23 protein-coding genes are annotated in these 18,223 nt (G+C 61.3%); 18 read left to right on the top strand and 5 right to left on the bottom strand.

Annotated features, from left to right (window positions below):
- Positions 1-280: 280 nt before the first annotated feature.
- From LB552_RS15205 to LB552_RS15190, 4 genes are read left to right on the top strand one after another with little or no spacing between them, the layout of a single operon-like run.
- Entirely contained in the window at positions 281-1,858 is a 1,578-nt protein-coding gene (locus tag LB552_RS15205; protein ID WP_224607777.1) for an ABC transporter ATP-binding protein, read from the top strand.
- Entirely contained in the window at positions 1,855-2,982 is a 1,128-nt protein-coding gene (locus LB552_RS15200) for an ABC transporter permease (RefSeq protein ID WP_224607774.1), read from the top strand. Before LB552_RS15205 ends, LB552_RS15200 begins: the two co-directional genes overlap by 4 nt.
- Positions 2,982-3,956: an ABC transporter permease gene (locus tag LB552_RS15195; protein WP_224607771.1), complete on the top strand. Its 975-nt coding sequence runs from the start codon at positions 2,982-2,984 to the stop codon at positions 3,954-3,956. Before LB552_RS15200 ends, LB552_RS15195 begins: the two co-directional genes overlap by 1 nt.
- 51 nt (positions 3,957-4,007) lie before the next feature.
- On the top strand, positions 4,008-5,075 hold the full coding sequence (locus LB552_RS15190; RefSeq protein ID WP_140700241.1) for a BMP family ABC transporter substrate-binding protein: 1,068 nt from the start codon (positions 4,008-4,010) through the stop codon (positions 5,073-5,075).
- A 76-nt stretch (positions 5,076-5,151) separates the two neighbouring features.
- On the opposite strand, the gene rimO is transcribed toward LB552_RS15190, so the two are convergent.
- The 3 genes from rimO to LB552_RS15175 form a co-directional block, all read right to left on the bottom strand.
- Positions 5,152-6,465 carry a 30S ribosomal protein S12 methylthiotransferase RimO gene (rimO, locus tag LB552_RS15185; RefSeq protein ID WP_224607768.1) on the bottom strand — a complete coding sequence of 438 codons (1,314 nt, stop codon included), beginning with the start codon at positions 6,463-6,465 and terminating at the stop codon, positions 5,152-5,154.
- Between the two features lie 178 nt (positions 6,466-6,643).
- Positions 6,644-7,330, bottom strand: coding sequence for a TerC family protein (locus LB552_RS15180; protein WP_224607767.1), 687 nt, complete (start codon positions 7,328-7,330; stop codon positions 6,644-6,646).
- Between the two features lie 270 nt (positions 7,331-7,600).
- The gene (locus LB552_RS15175) at positions 7,601-8,008 is read right to left on the bottom strand and encodes a DUF930 domain-containing protein (RefSeq protein WP_224607764.1); all 408 of its coding nucleotides are present in this window, start codon (positions 8,006-8,008) and stop codon (positions 7,601-7,603) included.
- Positions 8,009-8,277: 269 nt separating this feature from the next.
- Here LB552_RS15175 and LB552_RS15170 point away from each other — a divergent pair, with 269 nt between their 5' ends.
- From LB552_RS15170 to LB552_RS15125, 10 genes are all read left to right on the top strand, one after another.
- Positions 8,278-8,502, top strand: a complete 225-nt coding sequence (locus LB552_RS15170; protein ID WP_224607761.1) for an antitoxin MazE family protein — start codon at positions 8,278-8,280, stop codon at positions 8,500-8,502.
- On the top strand, positions 8,499-8,855 hold the full coding sequence (locus LB552_RS15165) for a type II toxin-antitoxin system PemK/MazF family toxin (RefSeq protein WP_224607758.1): 357 nt from the start codon (positions 8,499-8,501) through the stop codon (positions 8,853-8,855). Before LB552_RS15170 ends, LB552_RS15165 begins: the two co-directional genes overlap by 4 nt.
- Before the next feature lie 224 nt (positions 8,856-9,079).
- Positions 9,080-10,231 carry a tyrosine-type recombinase/integrase gene (locus tag LB552_RS15160; protein WP_224607755.1) on the top strand — a complete coding sequence of 384 codons (1,152 nt, stop codon included), beginning with the start codon at positions 9,080-9,082 and terminating at the stop codon, positions 10,229-10,231.
- A 127-nt stretch (positions 10,232-10,358) separates the two neighbouring features.
- Positions 10,359-10,571, top strand: a complete 213-nt coding sequence (locus LB552_RS15155; protein WP_318012042.1) for a helix-turn-helix transcriptional regulator — start codon at positions 10,359-10,361, stop codon at positions 10,569-10,571.
- Complete coding sequence (locus tag LB552_RS15150; RefSeq protein ID WP_224607751.1) at positions 10,568-10,798, top strand: hypothetical protein; 231 nt, start codon at positions 10,568-10,570, stop codon at positions 10,796-10,798. The genes LB552_RS15155 and LB552_RS15150 overlap by 4 nt, the downstream gene beginning before the upstream one ends.
- A 331-nt stretch (positions 10,799-11,129) precedes the next feature.
- On the top strand, positions 11,130-11,957 hold the full coding sequence (locus LB552_RS15145; protein WP_224607748.1) for a toprim domain-containing protein: 828 nt from the start codon (positions 11,130-11,132) through the stop codon (positions 11,955-11,957).
- A complete protein-coding gene (locus tag LB552_RS15140; RefSeq protein ID WP_224607745.1) occupies positions 11,954-13,087 on the top strand; it encodes an AAA family ATPase in 1,134 nt (377 codons plus the stop codon). The genes LB552_RS15145 and LB552_RS15140 overlap by 4 nt, the downstream gene beginning before the upstream one ends.
- 191 nt (positions 13,088-13,278) lie before the next feature.
- Positions 13,279-13,479, top strand: a complete 201-nt coding sequence (locus LB552_RS15135; protein WP_224607743.1) for a hypothetical protein — start codon at positions 13,279-13,281, stop codon at positions 13,477-13,479.
- 12 nt (positions 13,480-13,491) lie between these two features.
- Positions 13,492-13,656, top strand: coding sequence for a hypothetical protein (locus tag LB552_RS15130; RefSeq protein WP_224607741.1), 165 nt, complete (start codon positions 13,492-13,494; stop codon positions 13,654-13,656).
- A 142-nt stretch (positions 13,657-13,798) separates the two neighbouring features.
- Positions 13,799-14,146: a hypothetical protein gene (locus LB552_RS15125; protein WP_224607738.1), complete on the top strand. Its 348-nt coding sequence runs from the start codon at positions 13,799-13,801 to the stop codon at positions 14,144-14,146.
- Here LB552_RS15125 and LB552_RS15120 read toward each other — a convergent pair.
- Both LB552_RS15120 and LB552_RS15115 read right to left on the bottom strand, forming a co-directional pair.
- The gene (locus tag LB552_RS15120; protein WP_224607735.1) at positions 14,143-14,388 is read right to left on the bottom strand and encodes a hypothetical protein; all 246 of its coding nucleotides are present in this window, start codon (positions 14,386-14,388) and stop codon (positions 14,143-14,145) included. The two genes, LB552_RS15125 and LB552_RS15120, sit on opposite strands and share 4 nt — an antisense overlap.
- 323 nt (positions 14,389-14,711) lie before the next feature.
- A complete protein-coding gene (locus tag LB552_RS15115; RefSeq protein ID WP_224607732.1) occupies positions 14,712-14,861 on the bottom strand; it encodes a hypothetical protein in 150 nt (49 codons plus the stop codon).
- Positions 14,862-14,949: 88 nt separating this feature from the next.
- Here LB552_RS15115 and LB552_RS15110 point away from each other — a divergent pair, with 88 nt between their 5' ends.
- The 4 genes from LB552_RS15110 (at position 14,950) to LB552_RS15095 (ending at position 18,050) form a co-directional block, all read left to right on the top strand.
- Entirely contained in the window at positions 14,950-15,735 is a 786-nt protein-coding gene (locus LB552_RS15110; protein WP_224607729.1) for a hypothetical protein, read from the top strand.
- 540 nt (positions 15,736-16,275) lie between these two features.
- Positions 16,276-16,812: a hypothetical protein gene (locus tag LB552_RS15105; protein ID WP_224607726.1), complete on the top strand. Its 537-nt coding sequence runs from the start codon at positions 16,276-16,278 to the stop codon at positions 16,810-16,812.
- Positions 16,813-17,367 (top strand): hypothetical protein, encoded by a 555-nt coding sequence (locus tag LB552_RS15100; protein ID WP_224607724.1) that lies wholly within the window; start codon positions 16,813-16,815, stop codon positions 17,365-17,367.
- Between the two features lie 164 nt (positions 17,368-17,531).
- Positions 17,532-18,050 carry an HK97 family phage prohead protease gene (locus tag LB552_RS15095; protein WP_224607721.1) on the top strand — a complete coding sequence of 173 codons (519 nt, stop codon included), beginning with the start codon at positions 17,532-17,534 and terminating at the stop codon, positions 18,048-18,050.
- The last annotated feature ends 173 nt before the right edge of the window (positions 18,051-18,223 follow it).

Genomic DNA, 18,223 nt, shown 5'->3' with positions numbered 1-18,223 from the left:
CGGCGTACCGCTCTATCGCAATTCCGGACGGAAAACCGCTTTACACCCTTCGGCACGGTGCTCTTTCGGGCTGCCTTGTTTTTCAGCGGCTTGCCGAGCCCGAAGGCACGGCTTGCCTGAAAAGGGACGCGGATTTTGCCGTTGTTCTCAAGAGATCTATCTTAGCCCTTGAGTTTCCGCTGAAATTCTTGAAGCTCTTTCAAGTCGGGTGCTGCTTTCCGACTGGAGCCGGCCGCGCATACCATGCTTTCGGGAACACAGAACATGTCTGGGAAACCGGATGGGAGGCACTGTGAGTGCAAATCATGACAGGGCGAACCTGCTCGAGGTTCGCGGCCTAACCAAGATATTCGGCACGCTGACGGCGTGCGATCACATCGATCTCAATATCGCAAAAGGCGAGATCCACGCGCTGCTCGGCGAGAACGGCGCCGGCAAGTCGACGCTGGTCAAGATGCTGTTCGGATCGCTCGAGCCGAACTCGGGCGAGATCTTCTGGGACGGCAAGCCGGTCAAGATCACCAACCCGGGCGCGGCCAAGAAGCTCGGCATCGGCATGGTGTTCCAGCATTTCTCGCTCTTCGAGGCGCTGACCGCGGCCGAGAACATCGCGCTTTCGCTCAATGATGGTTCGCCGATCAGCAGCATCGCCGCGAAGGCGAGGGCATTGTCCTATAGCTACGGCCTGCCGCTCGATCCGGATTCGCTGGTCGGAGATCTTTCGGTCGGCGAACGCCAGCGCATCGAGATCATCCGCTGCCTCCTGCAGACGCCGCAGCTCATCATCCTCGACGAGCCGACCTCGGTGCTGACGCCGCAGGAGGCCGACAAGCTGTTCGAGACGCTGGAGCGCCTGCGCTCGGAAGGCAAATCGATCCTCTACATCTCGCACCGGCTGGAAGAGGTCAAACGAATCTGCGACCGCGCCACGGTGCTTCGCCACGGCAAGGTCGTCGGCCACTGCAATCCACGTGAGGAGACGGCCGCATCGCTTGCCCGCATGATGGTCGGAAGCGAGGTGAAGGCGGTGGTGCGTGCGCCGGCGGAAGGCATCGAAACGGCGCCGGCGCTGCTGGAAATCCGCAGCCTCAGCCGCAAGCCGGCGACGCCCTTCGCCATCCCACTTAGGAACATCAACCTCACCGTACGTGCCGGCGAAGTGATCGGCATCGCGGGTGTGGCCGGCAACGGCCAGGGCGAGTTCTTCGAATCCGTCTCCGGCGAAGTGCTGCAGCAGGATACCGGTTCCGTGCGCATTCGCGGCAAGGACGCCGGCGGCCTGTCGATCACCGGCCGGCGGCTGATGGGGGCCGCCTTCGTGCCGGAGGAGCGGCTCGGCCATGGCGCAGCACCCCGCATGAAGCTTTCGGAGAACCTGCTTCTGTCTCGTCACGCCACTGACGGCAAGGCTTTCGTCGGTTCGGGCGGCACGGTGAAGAACAGCGCGGTTTACAGCGCTGCCCAGCGCATCATTAAAGCCATGGACGTGCGCAAGAGCGCGCCCGATCCGGAGGCCGCCGCATTGTCGGGCGGCAATCTGCAGAAATTCATTGTCGGCCGCGAGCTCGACCGCAAGCCGAGCGTCATGATCGTCAACCAGCCGACCTGGGGCGTCGACGCCGGTGCTGCCGCTCACATCCGCCAGGCCCTGATCGAGCTTGCCCGCAGCGGCTCCGCTGTCTTGGTCATCAGCCAGGACCTCGACGAATTGTTCGAGCTGTCGGACGCAATCGCCGTCATGCACAACGGCGAATTGTCGACGCCGCTGCCGATTGCCGAGGCGACTTTCGAGCGGATCGGCCTGTTGATGGGCGGCGCCGAGCCGGGCCACGCCGAACACAGGATGGAGGTGGCATGATGCGCATCGAACTCGTCAAACGCCCGCAGCGCTCGGCGCTGTTCTCGATGCTCTCGCCCTTCATCGCCTTCGTGCTGACGATCATTGCCGGCGCCATCATGTTTGCGCTGCTCGGCGTCAATCCGCTCAACGCCTTCGAGATCTATTTCGTCGAGCCGGTCAGCCAGGTCTGGCAGTTGCATGAGCTGGCGATCAAGGCAGCGCCGCTGATCCTGATCGCGGTCGGCCTGTCGGTCTGCTACAGGGCCAATATCTGGAACATCGGCGCCGAAGGCCAGTTCATCTTCGGCGCGATCTTCGGCTCGATCATCCCGGTGCTGTTCCCGCAGTTCGAAGGCCCGCTGGTGATCCCGCTGATGCTTCTGCTCGGTATGGTCGGCGGTGCCTTCTACGCATCGATCCCGGCGCTTCTGAAGACGCGCTTCAGCACCAATGAGATCCTCACCAGCCTGATGCTGGTCTATGTCGCGCAGCTTTTCCTCGACTGGCTGGTGCGCGGCCCATGGCGCGATCCGCAAGGCCACGGCTTCCCGCAAACCATCCAGTTCGGCGATTCCGCCGTGCTGCCTGAGTTGATGCCGGATGCCGGCCGCGCCAATTGGGGTTTCGTCTTCGCGCTGGTCGCCGCGGTAGCAATCTGGCTGATGATGAGCCGCATGCTGAAAGGGTTCGAGGTCCGCGTGCTGGGGTCAAGCCCAAGGGCAGGGCGCTTTGCCGGCTTCGGCTTCAACAAGATGGTGTTCTTCGCCTTCCTTCTGTCCGGCGCGCTGGCCGGTCTGGCGGGCATTTCAGAGGTCTCCGGCGCCATCGGCCAGTTGCAGCCGGTGATCTCGCCCGGCTACGGCTTCACCGCCATCATCGTCGCCTTCCTTGGGCGCCTCAATCCGCTGGGCATCGTCGCGGCGGGCCTGGTGCTGGCGCTGACCTATCTCGGCGGCGAGGCGGTGCAGAGCGCGCTCGGTATTTCCGACAAAGTGGCGCGCGTGTTCCAGGGCATGCTTCTGTTCTTCGTGCTCGGCTGCGACACGCTCATCCATTACCGCATCCGCCTGATCGGCATGGCGCTGACGAAGCCGAAGGGCGCGGCGCTCGAAGCGGCGCCCAAGCTCGAGGAGGCTCGCTGATGGACATCACCGTCAACATCCTTTTGACCATCGCGACCGCGGCGACGCCGCTTCTGATCGCGGCGATCGGCGAGCTGGTGGTCGAGCGCTCGGGCGTGCTCAATCTCGGCGTCGAGGGCATGATGATCATGGGCGCCGTGGGCGGCTTCGGCGCCGGTTACCTCACCGGATCGCCGTGGATCGGCCTGCTAGCAGCTATCATCGTCGGCGCGCTGTTTTCGCTGCTGTTCGCCGTCATGACGCTGTCGCTCGCGACCAACCAGGTGGCGACCGGCCTGTCGCTGACCCTGCTCGGCCTCGGCCTCTCCGGCATGATCGGCACCAGCTTCGTCGGCCAGCCGGGCGTGAGATTGCCCAATTTGGACATCCCGGGGATCAGCTCGATCCCGGTAGTCGGCAAGCTGGTCTTCGGCCAGGACCCGGTGTTCTACATTTCGATCGTGCTGACCGCGGCGGTGATGTGGTTCCTGTTCAAGACGCGCACGGGCCTGACGCTCCGCTCGATCGGCGACAGCCATACCTCGGCGCATGCGCTCGGCATCAAGGTCATCCGCTACCGCTATCTCGCAGTGATCTTCGGCGGCGCCTGCGCCGGCCTTGCCGGCGGCCACCTGTCGCTGGTCTACACGCCGCAATGGGTCGAGAATATGAGCGCTGGCCGCGGCTGGATCGCGCTGGCGCTGGTGGTGTTCGCTTCCTGGCGCCCGTGGCGGGTGCTGGCCGGCGCTTACATCTTCGGCGCCATTTGGATCGGCCAGCTTCACGTGCAAGCAATCGACCTTCAGAGCTTCATCAATGCCCCATGGGTGATCTATCAGGTCATTGCTTTCATAAAATCGTTCCCCGCCCAACTGCTTTCTTCGCTGCCCTATCTGGCAACCGTCGTGGTTCTCGTTCTAATCTCGCGCAACAAGCGGCTGACGATGATGAACACGCCGGCTTCGTTGGGGCAGCCATTTGTTCCGGATCGTTGACAACAACAAAAAGACGGGAAGCTCCAAGGCTTAACTCAGAGAGGTAACACAATGAAAAAACTGCTTATTGCGTTGATGACCACGGCCGCGGCCCTGTCCCTGGCGGCAACCGCCCAGGCCGCCGACAAGCTCAAGGCCTGCTGGGTCTATACGGGTCCGATCGGCGACTTCGGCTACTCCTATCAGCACGACCAGGGCCGGCTCGAAGTCGAGAAGGCGCTCGGCGACAAGGTCGAGACCGCCTATCTCGAAAACGTCTCGGAGGGTCCCGACGCCGACCGCGCTTTCGAACGCCTGGCACGCGAGAAGTGCAAGATCATCTTCGGCACCTCCTTCGGCTTCATGGATGCAGAAGTGAAGGTCGCCAAGAAGTTTCCCAAGGTGATGTTCGAGCATGCCACCGGCTTCAAGACCGGCGACAATCTCGGAATCTACAATGCCCGCTTCTATGAAGGCCGCTATGTGCTCGGCCAGATCGCGGCCAAGGAATCGAAGAAGGGCCTCGCCGGCTACATCGTTTCCTTCCCGATCCCGGAAGTGGTGATGGGCATCAACTCCTTCATGCTCGGCGCGCAGTCGGTCAATCCCGACTTCAAGGTGAAGATCGTGTGGGTGAATTCCTGGTTCGATCCCGGCAAGGAAGCCGACGCCGCCAAGGCGCTGTTCGACCAGGGCGCTGACATCATCGTCCAGCACACCGATTCGACCGCCGCTCTGCAGGTCGCGGAGGAGCGCAAGCTGCACGGCTTCGGCCAGTCGTCCGACATGATCAAGTTTGCACCGCACGCGCAGCTGACCTCGCTGACCGACGAATGGGGCCCGTATTACATCAGCCGCGTCCAGGCGGCGCTCGACGGCACCTGGAAGCCTGACAATGTCTGGCTCGGCATCAAGGACGGCGCCGTCAAGCTCGCCCCCTACACCAACATGGCTGACGACGTGAAGGCGATGGCCGAGGCGACCGAGAAGAAGATCGCCGGCGGCTGGAACCCCTTCACCGGACCTGTCTCCAAGCAGGATGGTTCGCCCTGGCTGAAGGACGGCGAGGTCGCCGACGACGGCACGCTGCTCGGCATGAATTTCTACGTCAAGGGCATCGACGACAAGCTGCCGCAGTAAGCGGCAAATCGCTGAGCCGAAAGAAAAAGGGCGCCGCAGGCGCCCTTTTTTATGCTGCGTGGGTCCGCGTGGGCCGTCAGACGGCCGAGCCGTAGAGGTCATAAGCATCGGCGCGGTCGATCTTGACCGTGACGATCTCGCCGGCACGCAGCGGCCGCCGCGACTGGATGTGCACGGAGCCGTCGATCTCCGGCGCGTCGTATTTGGTGCGGCCTTTGCCGGATGTGCCATGCGCCTCGTCGATCAGCACCGGCAGGCGCTTGCCGACTTTCTTGGCGAGCTGCGTTGCCGAGATCTTCTGTTGGCGCTGCATGAAGCGGTGCCAGCGCGCTTCCTTGACCTCCTGCGGCACCTGCTCCAGCCCGAGGTCGTTGGAGCGCGCGCCCTTGACCGGCTCATATTTGAAACAGCCGGCGCGGTCGATCCTGGCTTCGTCCAGCCAGTCGAGCAGCATCTCGAAATCGTCCTCGGTCTCGCCGGGGAAGCCGACGATGAAAGTCGAGCGGATGGCGAGATCCGGGCAGACCTCGCGCCAGCCGCGGATGCGGTCCAGCGTCTTTTCGCCATGCGCGGGGCGTCGCATGTTCTTCAGCACCTGTGGCGAGGCGTGCTGGAAGGGAATGTCGAGATAGGGGAGGATCTTTCCGTCCGCCATCAGCGGAATGACGTCGGCGACATGCGGGTAGGGGTACACATAATGCATGCGTATCCAGATGCCGAGCTTGCCGAGCTCCTCGGCGAGGTCGAGGAATTTCGCCCGCACCTCGCGATCGCCAAACATCGACGTCTGGTACTTGATGTCGATGCCGTAGGCGCTGGTGTCCTGCGAGATGACCAGGATCTCCTTGACGCCGGCCTTGGCGAGCTTTTCGGCTTCGCGCAGCACGTCCGCGGCCGGGCGCGAGACGAGATCGCCGCGCAACGCCGGGATGATGCAGAAGGTGCAGCGGTTGTTGCAGCCCTCGGAAATCTTCAGATAGGCGTAGTGGCGCGGCGTCAGCTTCACGCCCTGCGGCGGCAACAGGTCGATATAGGGATCGTGGCTGGGCGGCGCCGCCTCGTGCACCGCCGCCATCACGCTTTCATAGGCCTGCGGGCCGGTGATCGCCAACACGTTGGGATGCTTTTCGCGGATGACCTCCGGCTCGGCGCCGAGGCAGCCGGTGACGATGACGCGGCCGTTTTCGGAAAGCGCGGAGCCGATGGCGTTGAGCGATTCGTCGCGGGCGGAATCGAGAAAGCCGCAAGTGTTGACGACGACGAGGTCGGCGCCGTCATGCTTGCGTGCGATCTCGTAGCCCTCGGCGCGCAGCCGCGTGATGATGCGCTCGGAATCGACGAGCGCCTTCGGGCATCCAAGACTGACGAAACTGACGCGTGGGGCGGACATAAATTTGTTTTCCAAGAGATGAGGGCGAGATCGAGGAGCTTCAGGCTCCGAAGATCGATCTACGGCGCGCGGCTTTGAGCCATTTCGCGCGGCGCAATAGCACGCTTCGGCACAGAAGCAAACCTGCCAGCCGGCCATGACAAGGGGCGAGACGGCAGATGCTCGCCTTGAAAGAGCGTCAGTGGCCGTCCGATCCGAACCAGGGCGCCAGGAAAGCAAAATGGTCGGGAAATTGCTGCACGGCGCCTCCCAGAAGCATGTTCACCGCGACATAGAGGATGATCAGCAGGCCGACATAGGCGATCCAGCGGTATTTGTGCAGCAGGCGCGCGACGAAGGATGCGGCAAAGCCCATCAGCGCGATCGAAAGGACCAGTCCGATGATCAGCACCGTGGGATGCTTCATGGCTGCGCCGGCGACGGCGAGCACGTTATCGAGCGACATCGAGACGTCGGCGATGACGATCTGCCAGGCAGCCTGCGAGAAGGTCTTGCGCGGGCCTTTGCCGGCGATCTTGCCGTCCTTGTTATAATCGCCGTTCGACAGCGCTTCTGTCGCGTCGCGCTCATCCTCGTGGCTGACGCGCAGCTCGCGCCACATCTTCCAGCATACCCACAGAAGCAGGAGCCCGCCGGCAATGAGCAGCATCGGGCCAATGCTCAGCAGCCATTGCGTGATCAGGGCAAAAACGATGCGCAGGACGGTAGCCGCCGCGATGCCGACCAGGATGGCGCGCTTGCGCTGATCGACGGGAAGGCCAGATGCCGCGAGGCCGATCACAATTGCGTTGTCGCCGGCAAGCGCGAGATCGATTGCAACGACCTGGAGGAGAGCCGAAAGGCCTGCGGCAGTGAATATTTCCATCGACTAGAAATCCTTGCCTGAAATGAGCGTAGCCCTCTACCGGGACGGGCCTAAAGGCACGGTCCATCGGCGTCAAGACGCAGGGTTGGACATCGCCGGAAAACAAGGCCGGCAGCGCAAGCCCCCAAGGATCTAGGGTGGTCGCCGGCAAGCTGGCGAGGCCGAAAACCAGAGCGTTTCACCGTTTCACGGAAACGGCGAACCGCTCTATCTCTTTGTTTTGACGCAATTCCGGACGGGAAACCGCTACGCACTTTCCCTGGAATTGCTCTAGTCGTAGAGATTATATTTGGCCCAGTCGGATTCCGGGATTTCGTCGCCGATCTTGTAGCGGAACTGCAGCACTTCCATATGGTCCGGCGCGGTCTGGCATTTGAACTTCAGCCGGTACCATTGGCCATTGCTGCGGAAGGCGGCGCCCGAGCTCTTGATGGCATCGGCGCTCATCTGCGGCGTGGCGAAGGCGTAGGCCACGACGCGGTCGGCCTTGTAGTTGCGATCGTCGTGGCTGATCCGGTCGAGCACCTCGGCGTCACAGCGCTGCTCGAGGCGGGTCTGCGGATCGAGTTTCATCAGGCCGGCGCGCAACGCATTGTCCATCGCCTTGGCCGGCAAGACCGGCGTCAGCGACGCCAGAACCATCAGGCAGAGCTTTTTCATGGGCGCGACAAGCAGCATATTTTGTCCGATAAATCAAATAAACGGTGGTTTACCGCTTTCGGCTGCCAGCGCCGCATCGGCTCCAACGAATGCACCGTCTGCAACCCTTGATCGCCTCAAGCTGCAGACTCGCTAATATGCGTGGAATGTCTATGTCGTCGATGCCGGAATCCACGGATTTCAGGCAACTGAACCAGTCGGACTTGCGCTTCCTGGCGGCCGCGAAAAGGCTGGTCGCAACGCGTTGTCCATGCTAGGTTACATGTAACTATTGCGGAGAATGACTCATGGCATCGGCAAGAAGCGCGAAGCCCACGCGTGTGAAGGTGCAGGAACATCGGGAGCGGCTACGCGCCCAGGGCCTGCGGCCCATCCAGATTTGGGTGCCGGACGTGCGCGCCGCGTCGTTTAAGTCCGAAGCGCACCGACAGTCGGCGGCGGTGGCCGCGAGCGCCCGTGCGGCCGAGGATCAGGCGTTCATAGACGCGGTATCCGGCTGGGACGATGAATGAGGCGGGGCGAGGTCTGGACCGTCTCCGGCGGCAGGGACTATGCGGGCAAGCCGCGCCCGGCCGTCATCGTGCAGGATGACAGCTTTGACGCCACGGATTCGATCACGGTCTGCGCCTTCACCACGGACCCGACCGATGCGCCGTTATTTCGGCTTCCGGTGGAGCCGAACGAGAGCAACGGGCTGCGCTCTCCTTCTCGGCTGATGGTGGACAAGATCACCTCGGTTCCGAAGTCGAAGGTCGGCGACCGGATCGGGCGGCTCGACGACGAGGATATGGTTCGGCTCAATCAGGCGGTGATGGTCTTTCTCGGCCTGGCGGTATCGCCGAGGCTTGGCCGGAAAGCGGAATGATGGGCGCGCGTCGGCGCCCCCCTTATCCGGCAATCCGCGCCTGCCGCCTTGCGCCTGTCCTTGCCCGCCACGGCGCTCCGTGCGCGGTGTCCACTCAGGGACCGAAATGGCGGAGGGAGTGACCGCCTATCGGCGTAAACCTTTGAAATTACTAGTGCATTGATCTTGCTAATTGCCGTATTTTCCCTATTTTCCATAACTCGGTTATGGCAACGGGAATCGAAATGGCTCGCAACAAACTCTCTGAAACCCGGATTCGAACCTTGCCGGTCGGCATCCATAGCGACGGCGACGGACTATTTCTGCGTGTGCGCAAGGAGGGAAGCCGTCAATGGTTCTTCATCTTCAGGCGGGGGACAGCAAGGAAGGAATTGGGCCTCGGCGGATACGGTCAGGGGACGGCACCTGTAAGTCTGGCCTTGGCCCGTGAGAAAGCCGAGGCTATCCGCCTGCGACTGGCCAGGGGCGAAGACCTAGTTGGTGCCAAGACCTTCCTCGGTGTCATGGACGACGTGATTGCGGTCAAGGAAGCCGGCTTCCGAAACGAGAAGCACAAGGCGCAATGGCGGATGACGCTCGATGCCTATGCCAAGCCACTTCACAATCGCCCGATCGCCGACATCACCCGCGACGATGTGGTTGAGACGCTGAAGCCGATATGGGACAAGATCCCCGAAACGGCAGACCGCCTCCGAATGAGAATTGCCGCAGTGATCGACCACGCAAAGGCGAGGGGGCTTTACGCTGGCGACAACCCTGCCGATTGGCGTGGCGGTTTGAAGGAGCTTCTCCCGGCGCGGAAAAAGCTCACCCGCGGTCACCATGCGGCGCTCGATTACAAAGCCATTCCAGCGGCGATCGGGAAGCTAAGACGATCGTCTGGCACGTCGGCGAGAGCGGTTGAATTTGCCTGCCTGACGGCCGCCAGGAGCGGCGAGGTGCGCGGCGCAACTTGGGGCGAGGTCGACCTTGATGCCGCCGTGTGGACGATCCCCGCGAGCCGCATGAAGGCCTCCCGCGAACATCGCGTCCCTTTGTCGGATCGCGCTTTGTCTATCCTCCGCAGCCAGAAGCAAGCGGCCACAGGCGACCTCGTGTTCAACGGTGGGCGGGAAGGGATTCCGATATCGGACACGGCCATGGTTAAGGCTCTACGACTGGCTTCGCCCGACAAGGGAGCAACGCTACATGGCTTGCGATCAAGCTTCAGAGATTGGGCTGGTGACATGACGTCTTATCCACGCGATCTGATCGAGACCGCATTGGCACACACATTGAAGGACAAGACAGAGGCAGCTTATCGGCGCTTGGACGCGCTCGAAAAGCGCCGGAACCTAATGAGCGATTGGGAGGAATATTGCGGAAAAGCGCAATAGGCGCATTTTCGGTATTGACTTGAGAGGCGAAAACCCCATAATGCCCGGTTACGCTGAGCGCACCAAGCGCTATTTAAGCATCAGTGTAAACCCCTAGCTTTCATCAAGTCAACCCCTTGGGTGTAAAATGCCTGCCGCATCGAATGACAATGCGCCGCGATTGATGGCGCCGAAAGACGCAGCCATAGCGACCAGCCTTTCCCGCCCCCTCCTGACTCTCATGGCGGACGCCGGAGAGTTCCCGAAACCAGTGCGTCTCGGCGAGCGGCGCATTGCCTACGTCCGCGCCGAGGTTGAGGCCTGGATTGATAGCCGGATCGCGGCGAGGGCGGTAGCATGAGTGACTACGCCGACGCCATTGAGCCGCACCATGCCGCGATGCACATGATCCGCGAGGCGATCGGCGAGCTTTTCGGCCCCGTCGCCGATCTGGAAAGCGAGGACACCGTTCTTCTGCGCGGCCCGGAGCCGCATCATCAGGCCGAGGCGATCATCGCAGCACTACAGAAGGTCGCGGCGGCACTTGCTGCGGAACGGGAGAGGAACGCGACACCATCAATCGACTGACCCTAGCAACCCACCTCAAGGGCGCCGCGGGCAGTAACCATAAAACACGCCCGAACCAACGGGCGCCGCAACCCCGACCCACAACGGGAACAACCCCCCTTGAGAGTATTGGACATCAGACCTGCGCCGCCGGGCGTGGGGCGCACTGTTGCGCACTTCGACGTGCAATTGACCGACAATTGCAGGCTGTACGGCGTTCGCCTTGTAAACGGCGATGGTGGCAAATTCCTTGCCTATGCGCCTAACAGCCACGGCGTACGCGTGGCCACTTTCACACGTGAGCTAGCAGAACAAATCACGCGCGCGGCAAGCGCAGCTTGGAGTGCCTATCTTGATCACCATCAATCTTAAGCAGGCCGCCACAGCCCTTGGTGGGGACGTGACCGGCCGAAACAGCATCCATTGCCCTGGCCCCGGCCATAGCAGGCGTGACCGCAGTCTGCAGGTGACATTCAAGCCGGACGGAACATTCATCTGCCGTTCCTTTTCGGGTGACGACTGGAAGGACTGCCGCGATCACGTGAAGGGCGCGCTTGGCCTGTCCGACGAGCGACGCCCAATTGCCGTCAACGACAGCCCTCAATCTGACCATACCGCGCTCATTGATGAGAATCGCCGTATCGATATTGCGGCCCGAATCTGGGCCGAAGCTGTGCCGCTGCCAGACACGCTTGCCGAACGTTATCTGGCCAGCCGTGGACTTACTTACGGCGGCGACGAGCTTCGCTTTCACCCCGCCAAGCGGATGATGGTGGCACTGATGACAGATGCCGTCACGGGCGAGCCGTGCGGCGTGCACAGAACCTTCCTTGAAGCCGATGGTCGGAAGGTCGACCGGAAGATGCTTGGCCGAGCCAGGGGCGCGGTTGTGCGCCTGTCGTCTGACGAAGACGCGTCGACCGGCCTGGCAATCGCGGAAGGCATTGAGACGGCCTTGGCTGTGCCATTCCGGCCTGTTTGGGCATGCTTATCGGCCGGATCAATGGCCGTCCTTCCCGTGCTTACAGGCATCGAATCGCTGACTATTTTTGCCGACCAAGACAAGACCGGCCTGCATGCGGCCAATGTCTGTGGCGAGCGCTGGCACGCGGCCGGCGTCGAGGTGACGATGGCCGCGCCGTTAAAGGGTGACTTCGCCGACCTTCGCGAGGCCGCATGATGGCGCCACTTCCAACAATCAAAGTGAAGAATGAGCCCGGCAAGCCCTTTAAGCCGCTGGAGGCGGCAAACGATAACAACGGCATCCAGCTTCTATCTTACGAAGAGTTTAAGGCACAGGAACACGGCACGGCAGACGCCATCATCAAGGGGCTTGTCCGAACCGGCACGCTGATCGCCGTGGGCGGCAGACCTGGTGCAGGTAAGACCGCCCTGATGGTGGCGATAGCCGACACATTGGATAGAGGCGAGCCCTTTTTCGGACGTGATACGAAGCAGACAACAGTGGCGTACATCGCGGCGGAAGATGGCAGCGACGTCGCCAATCGTTTGGAGGCCATCGGCAACACGAGCATCAAGATCGTGAAGTCGGCCGAGGGATTCCCTCTTACGAATCCGAAAAAGGCAGTGGCTATCGCAAAGGAGATAGTGAAGCAGGCAAAGGCACTGGATCCCGATCGCCACGTCATGCTGGTTGTTGACACCTTGCGCGCTGCGCTGGGCGGGCAATCGGTACTTGATGACAAGTATACCTCGCCGGCACTCAACGGCCTGCGCGAAGTAGCGGAGTCGGAGGGTGTCGTTATTGCGGTGCTCAACCACACCAACCGCGAAAACACAAAGGCTACTAAGGGCGAAACGCTCGAGGCCGTGACCGCTCTTGAGCTGGTGCTGCTGGATGGCGATGGCGGATGGTACACAGTCTATGTGGGCAAGAACCGTACCGGGCCTGGGCAGCGGAACATTGGCAGGGTTCGCTATACGTCTGTGCAGGTTGGCGACGTTACGGCCGCCATCATTGACGAGATGGTGGCCGACGACACGCCTGCCAGCGATGAGCCCAAGGAGCGCAAGACGCCAGATAACGCCCGGCTTCTAGAGGGCATCATTCGAACTGCTCTGATCGACTCCCAAACGTACCTGACGCCCTTTGGCAGCGAAGGGCCGAAGGTCAAGGCTGCGGACATAGCAACCATTCGCGAGCAGTTCTATGCGCGGAAGGCCGGACTCGCTGACAGCAAACTGAAGGCGTTCAACCGTTCACTGGAACACTGGCTGCGCAAGGAATGGATTGTGAAGGGCGACTTCGGAATCGAGGGAGCGATCTGGTTCGGCAAGCCGGACACTTAAGCAAGAGCTAAACTAATGCCGGACAATCCGGACGGACAAGTCCCCAACCTAACAACTGTCCGTCTTGTCCGGTTCATTAAAGCCGGACGGACAGGACGCGGATATAGGAACCTGTCCGTCCTGTCCGGCTACCTGCAACCCGCCCTTGCGGGCACGATCCAACAGAGGAGAACACCCATGAAAGCACATCAATGTTTGCAATCGAGGCATATCGAGCCGAGCGGCAGGTCTACAAATCCGAAGCCAGCGGCGCCATGACGTCAACTTGGGAACCGTGTTTGGTTGTTGGTGTCACCAAAGATGAGGACGGCGAGTTCGTCTATGTCGTGGAAATGTATTCCGGCCAAGACTGCCTGCTGGCAACCGAGCCATACGTCAGGCGACTACCGTGAACAGGAGCAGCAATGGCAGCAACCCACCCGTCCGACTCCGACAAACCCTATCGAGGCAGGCGCATGTCATGGAGCGAGTTCAAGAGGTTGATGGCCGACAACGACAATGACCGGCGCGACGACGAGCCGGCAGCACCTATGGTGCAGCGCACAGCGGCCGATGGTGCAGTGCGGTAGGGGGCGAGTCAGGGTCTGGGGCGGCCGATCCCTAGGACCGCGCTGGCCCCACAGTGCACAATCGCGCTGCCCCGATTCAAACCAGATTCGACCGCGCCTTTCAGCACAAGGCGTTGAGGCCAAAAAAGGTAAAAATTAAGTCATGCAAACCAGCGAAAACTCACCCAAACCACCGTCGCATCTGTCGAAACCAGCCAAAAAGTGGTGGAAGGCCGTGGTCGAAGATTACGACCTTGATGCGCATCATATTCACCTGCTCCGGCTGGCTGCTGAGGCGCTAGACCGCGGCACTCAAGCGCGCGAAATCATTGATCGCGACGGCATGACGTTCACAGATCGCTTCGGCTGCCCGCGTGCTCGCCCGGAGGTGGCTGTTGAACGGGACTCGCGTATCGCCTTCGCCCGGCTTGTGCGGGAATTGGCAATCGATGCGCCTGCACCTGACGCTCCAAGGCCGCCGCGCACTGCGGACTACGCAGGTCGCCGCTAATGCCTGTACGTCGCAAAATAGATCGCCATCGGCCAGCCGAGCTTGCCGTTTGGCGGGACTGGTTCGCATGGGGGCACGATTTTTTTGGCCACCTGCTGGACGCCGGCATTGTCGATGAGCGCATTGACCAGCCAGACGAAGAGATCGCCAGGGCTGCATGGCGCCGTTGCGGTGACGCATTCCTTGCGGAGTACGCGACCGAACAGGCTCGGGAGCGCTATCCACGAGAAGAGCCGCCGCATGCGCTCACCTTGTTCGGGCCACCGAATGGGAGGCGCCGCTTTGCCAGTTAGACAAAGATCGAACAAGCGAGCCGCGCGCGCTGAGTTTCCGGTCTCGCCAGCGTTGCGGGAGGCATTCCGCGCCTATGTTGAAAGCGAACCTGTGGCGCCAGAAAGTGCCTGGCCGGAATTCCGGCGATTGGCCGACTTGCTTGGGGATGCCGGAGCTCCGGTTGAACCGCTGCTTGCCGGTTGCACGTGCTGGCATCCGCAAGCTGGTGGTGAGAGCATGCCGGAAGCGCTGGCGGTTTATCGGCGATTGGCGGCGGCTTAGGTGGCCCGACTCAAAGCTCTTCGTAATCGAGGGACCTCAGCCGGCGACGCTCGTAATCGACGGGCGGTAGCGGGAACAACTGGCCCTCGACGCGGCCGACTTCACGGCCGAGTTTGTAAAGCAACACAGCTGCGCCGATGGCGGCTAGCAATCGCAACATAGCGACCTCCTTTGGACGTGGGAGAAATCGCGAGCGCGCAACATGGTTCCCGCCAGGAGGCGGCAAGGCAAGGCAAAGGGAGGTTGAGATGCAAAGATCGAGTAGAAGGGAAATCCTGGCCGAAGCGGACGTTTTCCTGAGGGCCTACCCCGAACCAACGGTGCCAGCGGTGCGCGTTCGCTACCGCGGCGGCAGGCCAGCGTTGAATTGGCTCAAGAAGCACGACGCCCTTGGCGCCGCGGCTTTATGGCTCCTGGCGCGCGAGCGCCTGCCGGTGGCTGCGAACGACAATGATGCCCACGCCGAAGGCTTGGCCGTTGACCGCAGCCGCAAGGACGGCAAACCCCGCGGCAAGAATGCGGATCCGCGATCGCTGGATGCATATCTGGCGCTTCCGCCGATACAGCCACGCCTCGGCGACTCTGATCTGCAACCGGCACGACTTGGCCAATGGGATGGCGATTCACGGGGGATAACGATCAAACCGCAGCGACAGCCTGGCGACTATGATCTGTACCGGTTCGGTAGGTACACGAAATGCCTGCCGGCCATCGCCGAAGGAGCGTCGTTCATCGGTGCTGCTGGCGGGCTTGGCCAACCCAAGAAGGGTAAGCGCCGAGGCGACATCCGACGAGTGGAGGGATCAGAAACCCAGACGCCGCCCGCTGCGGTGGACAGCGTGATTGAGGTAATTCTGGCTGGCGGAAATGTTGCTGATGTCGGCATTGCGTTTGGTGCGCGTGGCGGTGGCGCCGATCGGCGCGGTGGCAAGGAGTTGCGTGCAGCCGGCGCATGGGCAAGGACCGCAGTGGCCAACAATAACTGGGTCACCAGTGCAGCAACAGGTTCAGAAGCAGCGGCAACAGTGGGATAAGCTTAAACACCTCTTCCCTCGAGAGGTGCCACCACTTCCGCTTTTTTGGGGGAGGCCTGCGCATACAATTCTCCATTTGAAAAACTCAAAAGAAGAATCGGTGTCGGGCCGATTTCTTATCTGGATCATGCCGAACCCGGTTCGGCAAGAGGGAGCGATTCAGAAAATGCAACTTGCAGCGTGATTATTGCGTGACTTTCAACCAACCCGTTGTTTTGGCGTATTTCTTTTCGGTGTGAAAGGCGGGTACGAGACCTGTGACTTTTCGAGATTCCCCCCGCGTTTGGGGATAGCTGTGCCAAATCGTGGCCGCAAAAACCTATAGAGCAACGAAACGGGCCATCCACCATGTGGTGGGGTGGCCCTTTGTATCGGCGCTCAGGTTTTTGCTCGATCCCTGACTTGCCTGCCGTACGATCCCTCAGCGAGCGGCAACCCGGCATTGGTTCAGTAGACCAGGCGGGACCAACCAAGCCGCCGCGCCTTCCGATGTGTGCGGCTCTTTTTCATCCCAACAATCCAAATTTCTAGGAGTCATAAATGGCCAACCTCGCCGCGACCGTTGCGGCCATCGAAAAATATTGCGGATTTCCAGCCGCCCGCATTCGCACCGTGGCAGAGCGCTTGCTTGAGGCCAAATTGCTTGAGCCTGGGGCGCCTGGCGTGGCTGTGGTGATCGGCCCGGCAGACCTCGCACTTCTCATTTTCGGGCTGGCATCTGGTGCGCCTCTTCGCGCAGTTGCTGACCGAACAGCCGACCTCTGCTCCTGCGTCCCCGATGGTATCGACGTCAACGTGATGCCCGAAGCAATTCGGTCGACTCAGCGCACCGCTTTTGATGTGTTGCACGACATCGTTTGGAACGCCGCTCATGGCGATGGGCAACTGCGTTTCGACGTCGAAGTGGTTGAGACATTCCCGGAAGTCTCCTTTCGCACACCAGATGGCGTCGCCCGCTTTCAGCCGGCAGGAAGCCTCTCAGGCCACTGGCAGAGCGGAAAGCAACGCTGCGCCACGACCATCCCGCACTCCGCCTTGCTCTTGGCGGCACGAAACCTTTTCTCGGAGAAGAATTAAATGGCAAAACAATCCACACAGATCACCATCCCGCCCCTCACTATCGACGCCGAGTACAAGGACATTTGCGAGCGCGAACTGTCGATCAATGGCGGCCTCAGAACTATCCGCGGGGAGATTGCTGAGGTCGAAGCGGCCATCATGGCAGAGCGCGCCATCGAAGGACCGCGCCTTCGCAGCTCCGTCGCAACGTTGGTCGGCGACGAGGATACGGCAGCGGTAGACCGCCGCACAAAGTTGCGCGAATTGCGGCATGCCGAGCACGATCACGATGAGGCTCTTGCCGTTATCCAGCGTCGAAAACGCGGCCGGCTGAGCCATGCCTCGCGTGCCGTCATTTCGGCGGTGCGGGGGGAGCTTGATAAGAGGGCAGCGGCCATTGCGACCGCGACTGACGTTGCGCTGGCCGCCCAGGCAGATCTGGAATCTCTGCTCCGCGACCTAGAGGCCGAGGGTGTCGAATGTGACGCTCTGCGTTCTGGCAAAGTGGCCTTCTTCCTTACCACGGGCCAGGCGGCCCGGTATGTCGCTGAGCATGGTGGCGGCAATGGCTGAACATCGCGAGTACGAAAAGGCTACTGGCGATACCATTAACAAGCGCCGGCAACTGGTCAGGATGCCTGGTGAAACGCGACACAGGGAATGCTCCGACAGCGCGAACGTTATTGCTCGGAAGATACGCTTAGCCAAAGCCGAAAGGCGCCTCCGGAGCCTAAAGGATGGCTGAACCATTCATCTCGGGCTACGCGATACAGTGGAACAGGCCCGCCATCATTGGCGGGTTGTGGGAGGAGCGGTGGGCTAGAGGTTCCCTTGATAAATCATTGCGGGACTATCCCGATGTTGTGGCGTTATGGTCCCACGATGTCAGCAAGCCACTCGGACGCGTGGGCAACGGCACGCTCACGGTGAAGGCGGATGCTATAGGGCTTTGGTATGCACTCACACCAAACCCTGATTCACCAAATGGGCAGGAGGCATTGGCGACTGTCGGACGCGGCGATCTCGGCGAGGTAAGCATTGGCTTTATTTGTGAAGTCTCGGAATGGGATGACTCCGGGGACCTGCCAAGCAGACTCGTCACGCAGGGGCAACTGCTCGAAGTTAGCTTGGTCACATGGGGCGCATTCGGCAAAGACACTTCGGCAGCCCTGTCCCGCTCTGACAATGCGAGCAATGCAGCCGAACGGATCCGCCGACAGATGGAAATGGAGCAGAAGATTCGCGGAATTCGGTAGGTTTACTGGCTTCCGCAACGTCAGCAACCAAGCGTGAACGGCCGGTGAACGTAAGGAGCGACGGCTACGGGGCATACGAGTATTGCGCTGATCGCGCCAAGAGCATGTGCCTCGATTTGTCGCTGAAATATAGCTAGAAAGAATTACTTCTTTGGCGGCTTCGGCGGCGGTGG

The organism is Mesorhizobium sp. CA7 (assembly GCF_020165015.1).
Taxonomy (GTDB): Bacteria; Pseudomonadota; Alphaproteobacteria; order Rhizobiales; family Rhizobiaceae; genus Mesorhizobium.
The sequence above is the reverse complement of the archived record's forward strand: the minus strand, read 5'-3'. Positions and strand labels throughout refer to the sequence as shown.

Excerpts from the sequence above, each read along its gene's own strand:
- LB552_RS15205 (WP_224607777.1), top strand. The coding sequence starts at position 281 with ATGGGAGGCACTGTGAGTGCAAATCATGACAGGGCGAACCTGCTCGAG.
- LB552_RS15200 (WP_224607774.1), top strand. The coding sequence starts at position 1,855 with ATGATGCGCATCGAACTCGTCAAACGCCCGCAGCGCTCGGCGCTGTTC.
- LB552_RS15195 (WP_224607771.1), top strand. The coding sequence starts at position 2,982 with ATGGACATCACCGTCAACATCCTTTTGACCATCGCGACCGCGGCGACG.
- LB552_RS15190 (WP_140700241.1), top strand. The coding sequence starts at position 4,008 with ATGAAAAAACTGCTTATTGCGTTGATGACCACGGCCGCGGCCCTGTCC.
- rimO (WP_224607768.1), bottom strand. The coding sequence starts at position 6,465 with ATGTCCGCCCCACGCGTCAGTTTCGTCAGTCTTGGATGCCCGAAGGCG.
- LB552_RS15180 (WP_224607767.1), bottom strand. The coding sequence starts at position 7,330 with ATGGAAATATTCACTGCCGCAGGCCTTTCGGCTCTCCTCCAGGTCGTT.
- LB552_RS15175 (WP_224607764.1), bottom strand. The coding sequence starts at position 8,008 with ATGCTGCTTGTCGCGCCCATGAAAAAGCTCTGCCTGATGGTTCTGGCG.
- LB552_RS15170 (WP_224607761.1), top strand. The coding sequence starts at position 8,278 with ATGGCATCGGCAAGAAGCGCGAAGCCCACGCGTGTGAAGGTGCAGGAA.
- LB552_RS15165 (WP_224607758.1), top strand. The coding sequence starts at position 8,499 with ATGAGGCGGGGCGAGGTCTGGACCGTCTCCGGCGGCAGGGACTATGCG.
- LB552_RS15160 (WP_224607755.1), top strand. The coding sequence starts at position 9,080 with ATGGCTCGCAACAAACTCTCTGAAACCCGGATTCGAACCTTGCCGGTC.
- LB552_RS15155 (WP_318012042.1), top strand. The coding sequence starts at position 10,359 with ATGCCTGCCGCATCGAATGACAATGCGCCGCGATTGATGGCGCCGAAA.
- LB552_RS15150 (WP_224607751.1), top strand. The coding sequence starts at position 10,568 with ATGAGTGACTACGCCGACGCCATTGAGCCGCACCATGCCGCGATGCAC.
- LB552_RS15140 (WP_224607745.1), top strand. The coding sequence starts at position 11,954 with ATGATGGCGCCACTTCCAACAATCAAAGTGAAGAATGAGCCCGGCAAG.
- LB552_RS15135 (WP_224607743.1), top strand. The coding sequence starts at position 13,279 with ATGTTTGCAATCGAGGCATATCGAGCCGAGCGGCAGGTCTACAAATCC.
- LB552_RS15130 (WP_224607741.1), top strand. The coding sequence starts at position 13,492 with ATGGCAGCAACCCACCCGTCCGACTCCGACAAACCCTATCGAGGCAGG.
- LB552_RS15125 (WP_224607738.1), top strand. The coding sequence starts at position 13,799 with ATGCAAACCAGCGAAAACTCACCCAAACCACCGTCGCATCTGTCGAAA.
- LB552_RS15120 (WP_224607735.1), bottom strand. The coding sequence starts at position 14,388 with ATGCGGCGGCTCTTCTCGTGGATAGCGCTCCCGAGCCTGTTCGGTCGC.
- LB552_RS15115 (WP_224607732.1), bottom strand. The coding sequence starts at position 14,861 with ATGTTGCGATTGCTAGCCGCCATCGGCGCAGCTGTGTTGCTTTACAAA.
- LB552_RS15110 (WP_224607729.1), top strand. The coding sequence starts at position 14,950 with ATGCAAAGATCGAGTAGAAGGGAAATCCTGGCCGAAGCGGACGTTTTC.
- LB552_RS15105 (WP_224607726.1), top strand. The coding sequence starts at position 16,276 with ATGGCCAACCTCGCCGCGACCGTTGCGGCCATCGAAAAATATTGCGGA.
- LB552_RS15100 (WP_224607724.1), top strand. The coding sequence starts at position 16,813 with ATGGCAAAACAATCCACACAGATCACCATCCCGCCCCTCACTATCGAC.
- LB552_RS15095 (WP_224607721.1), top strand. The coding sequence starts at position 17,532 with ATGGCTGAACCATTCATCTCGGGCTACGCGATACAGTGGAACAGGCCC.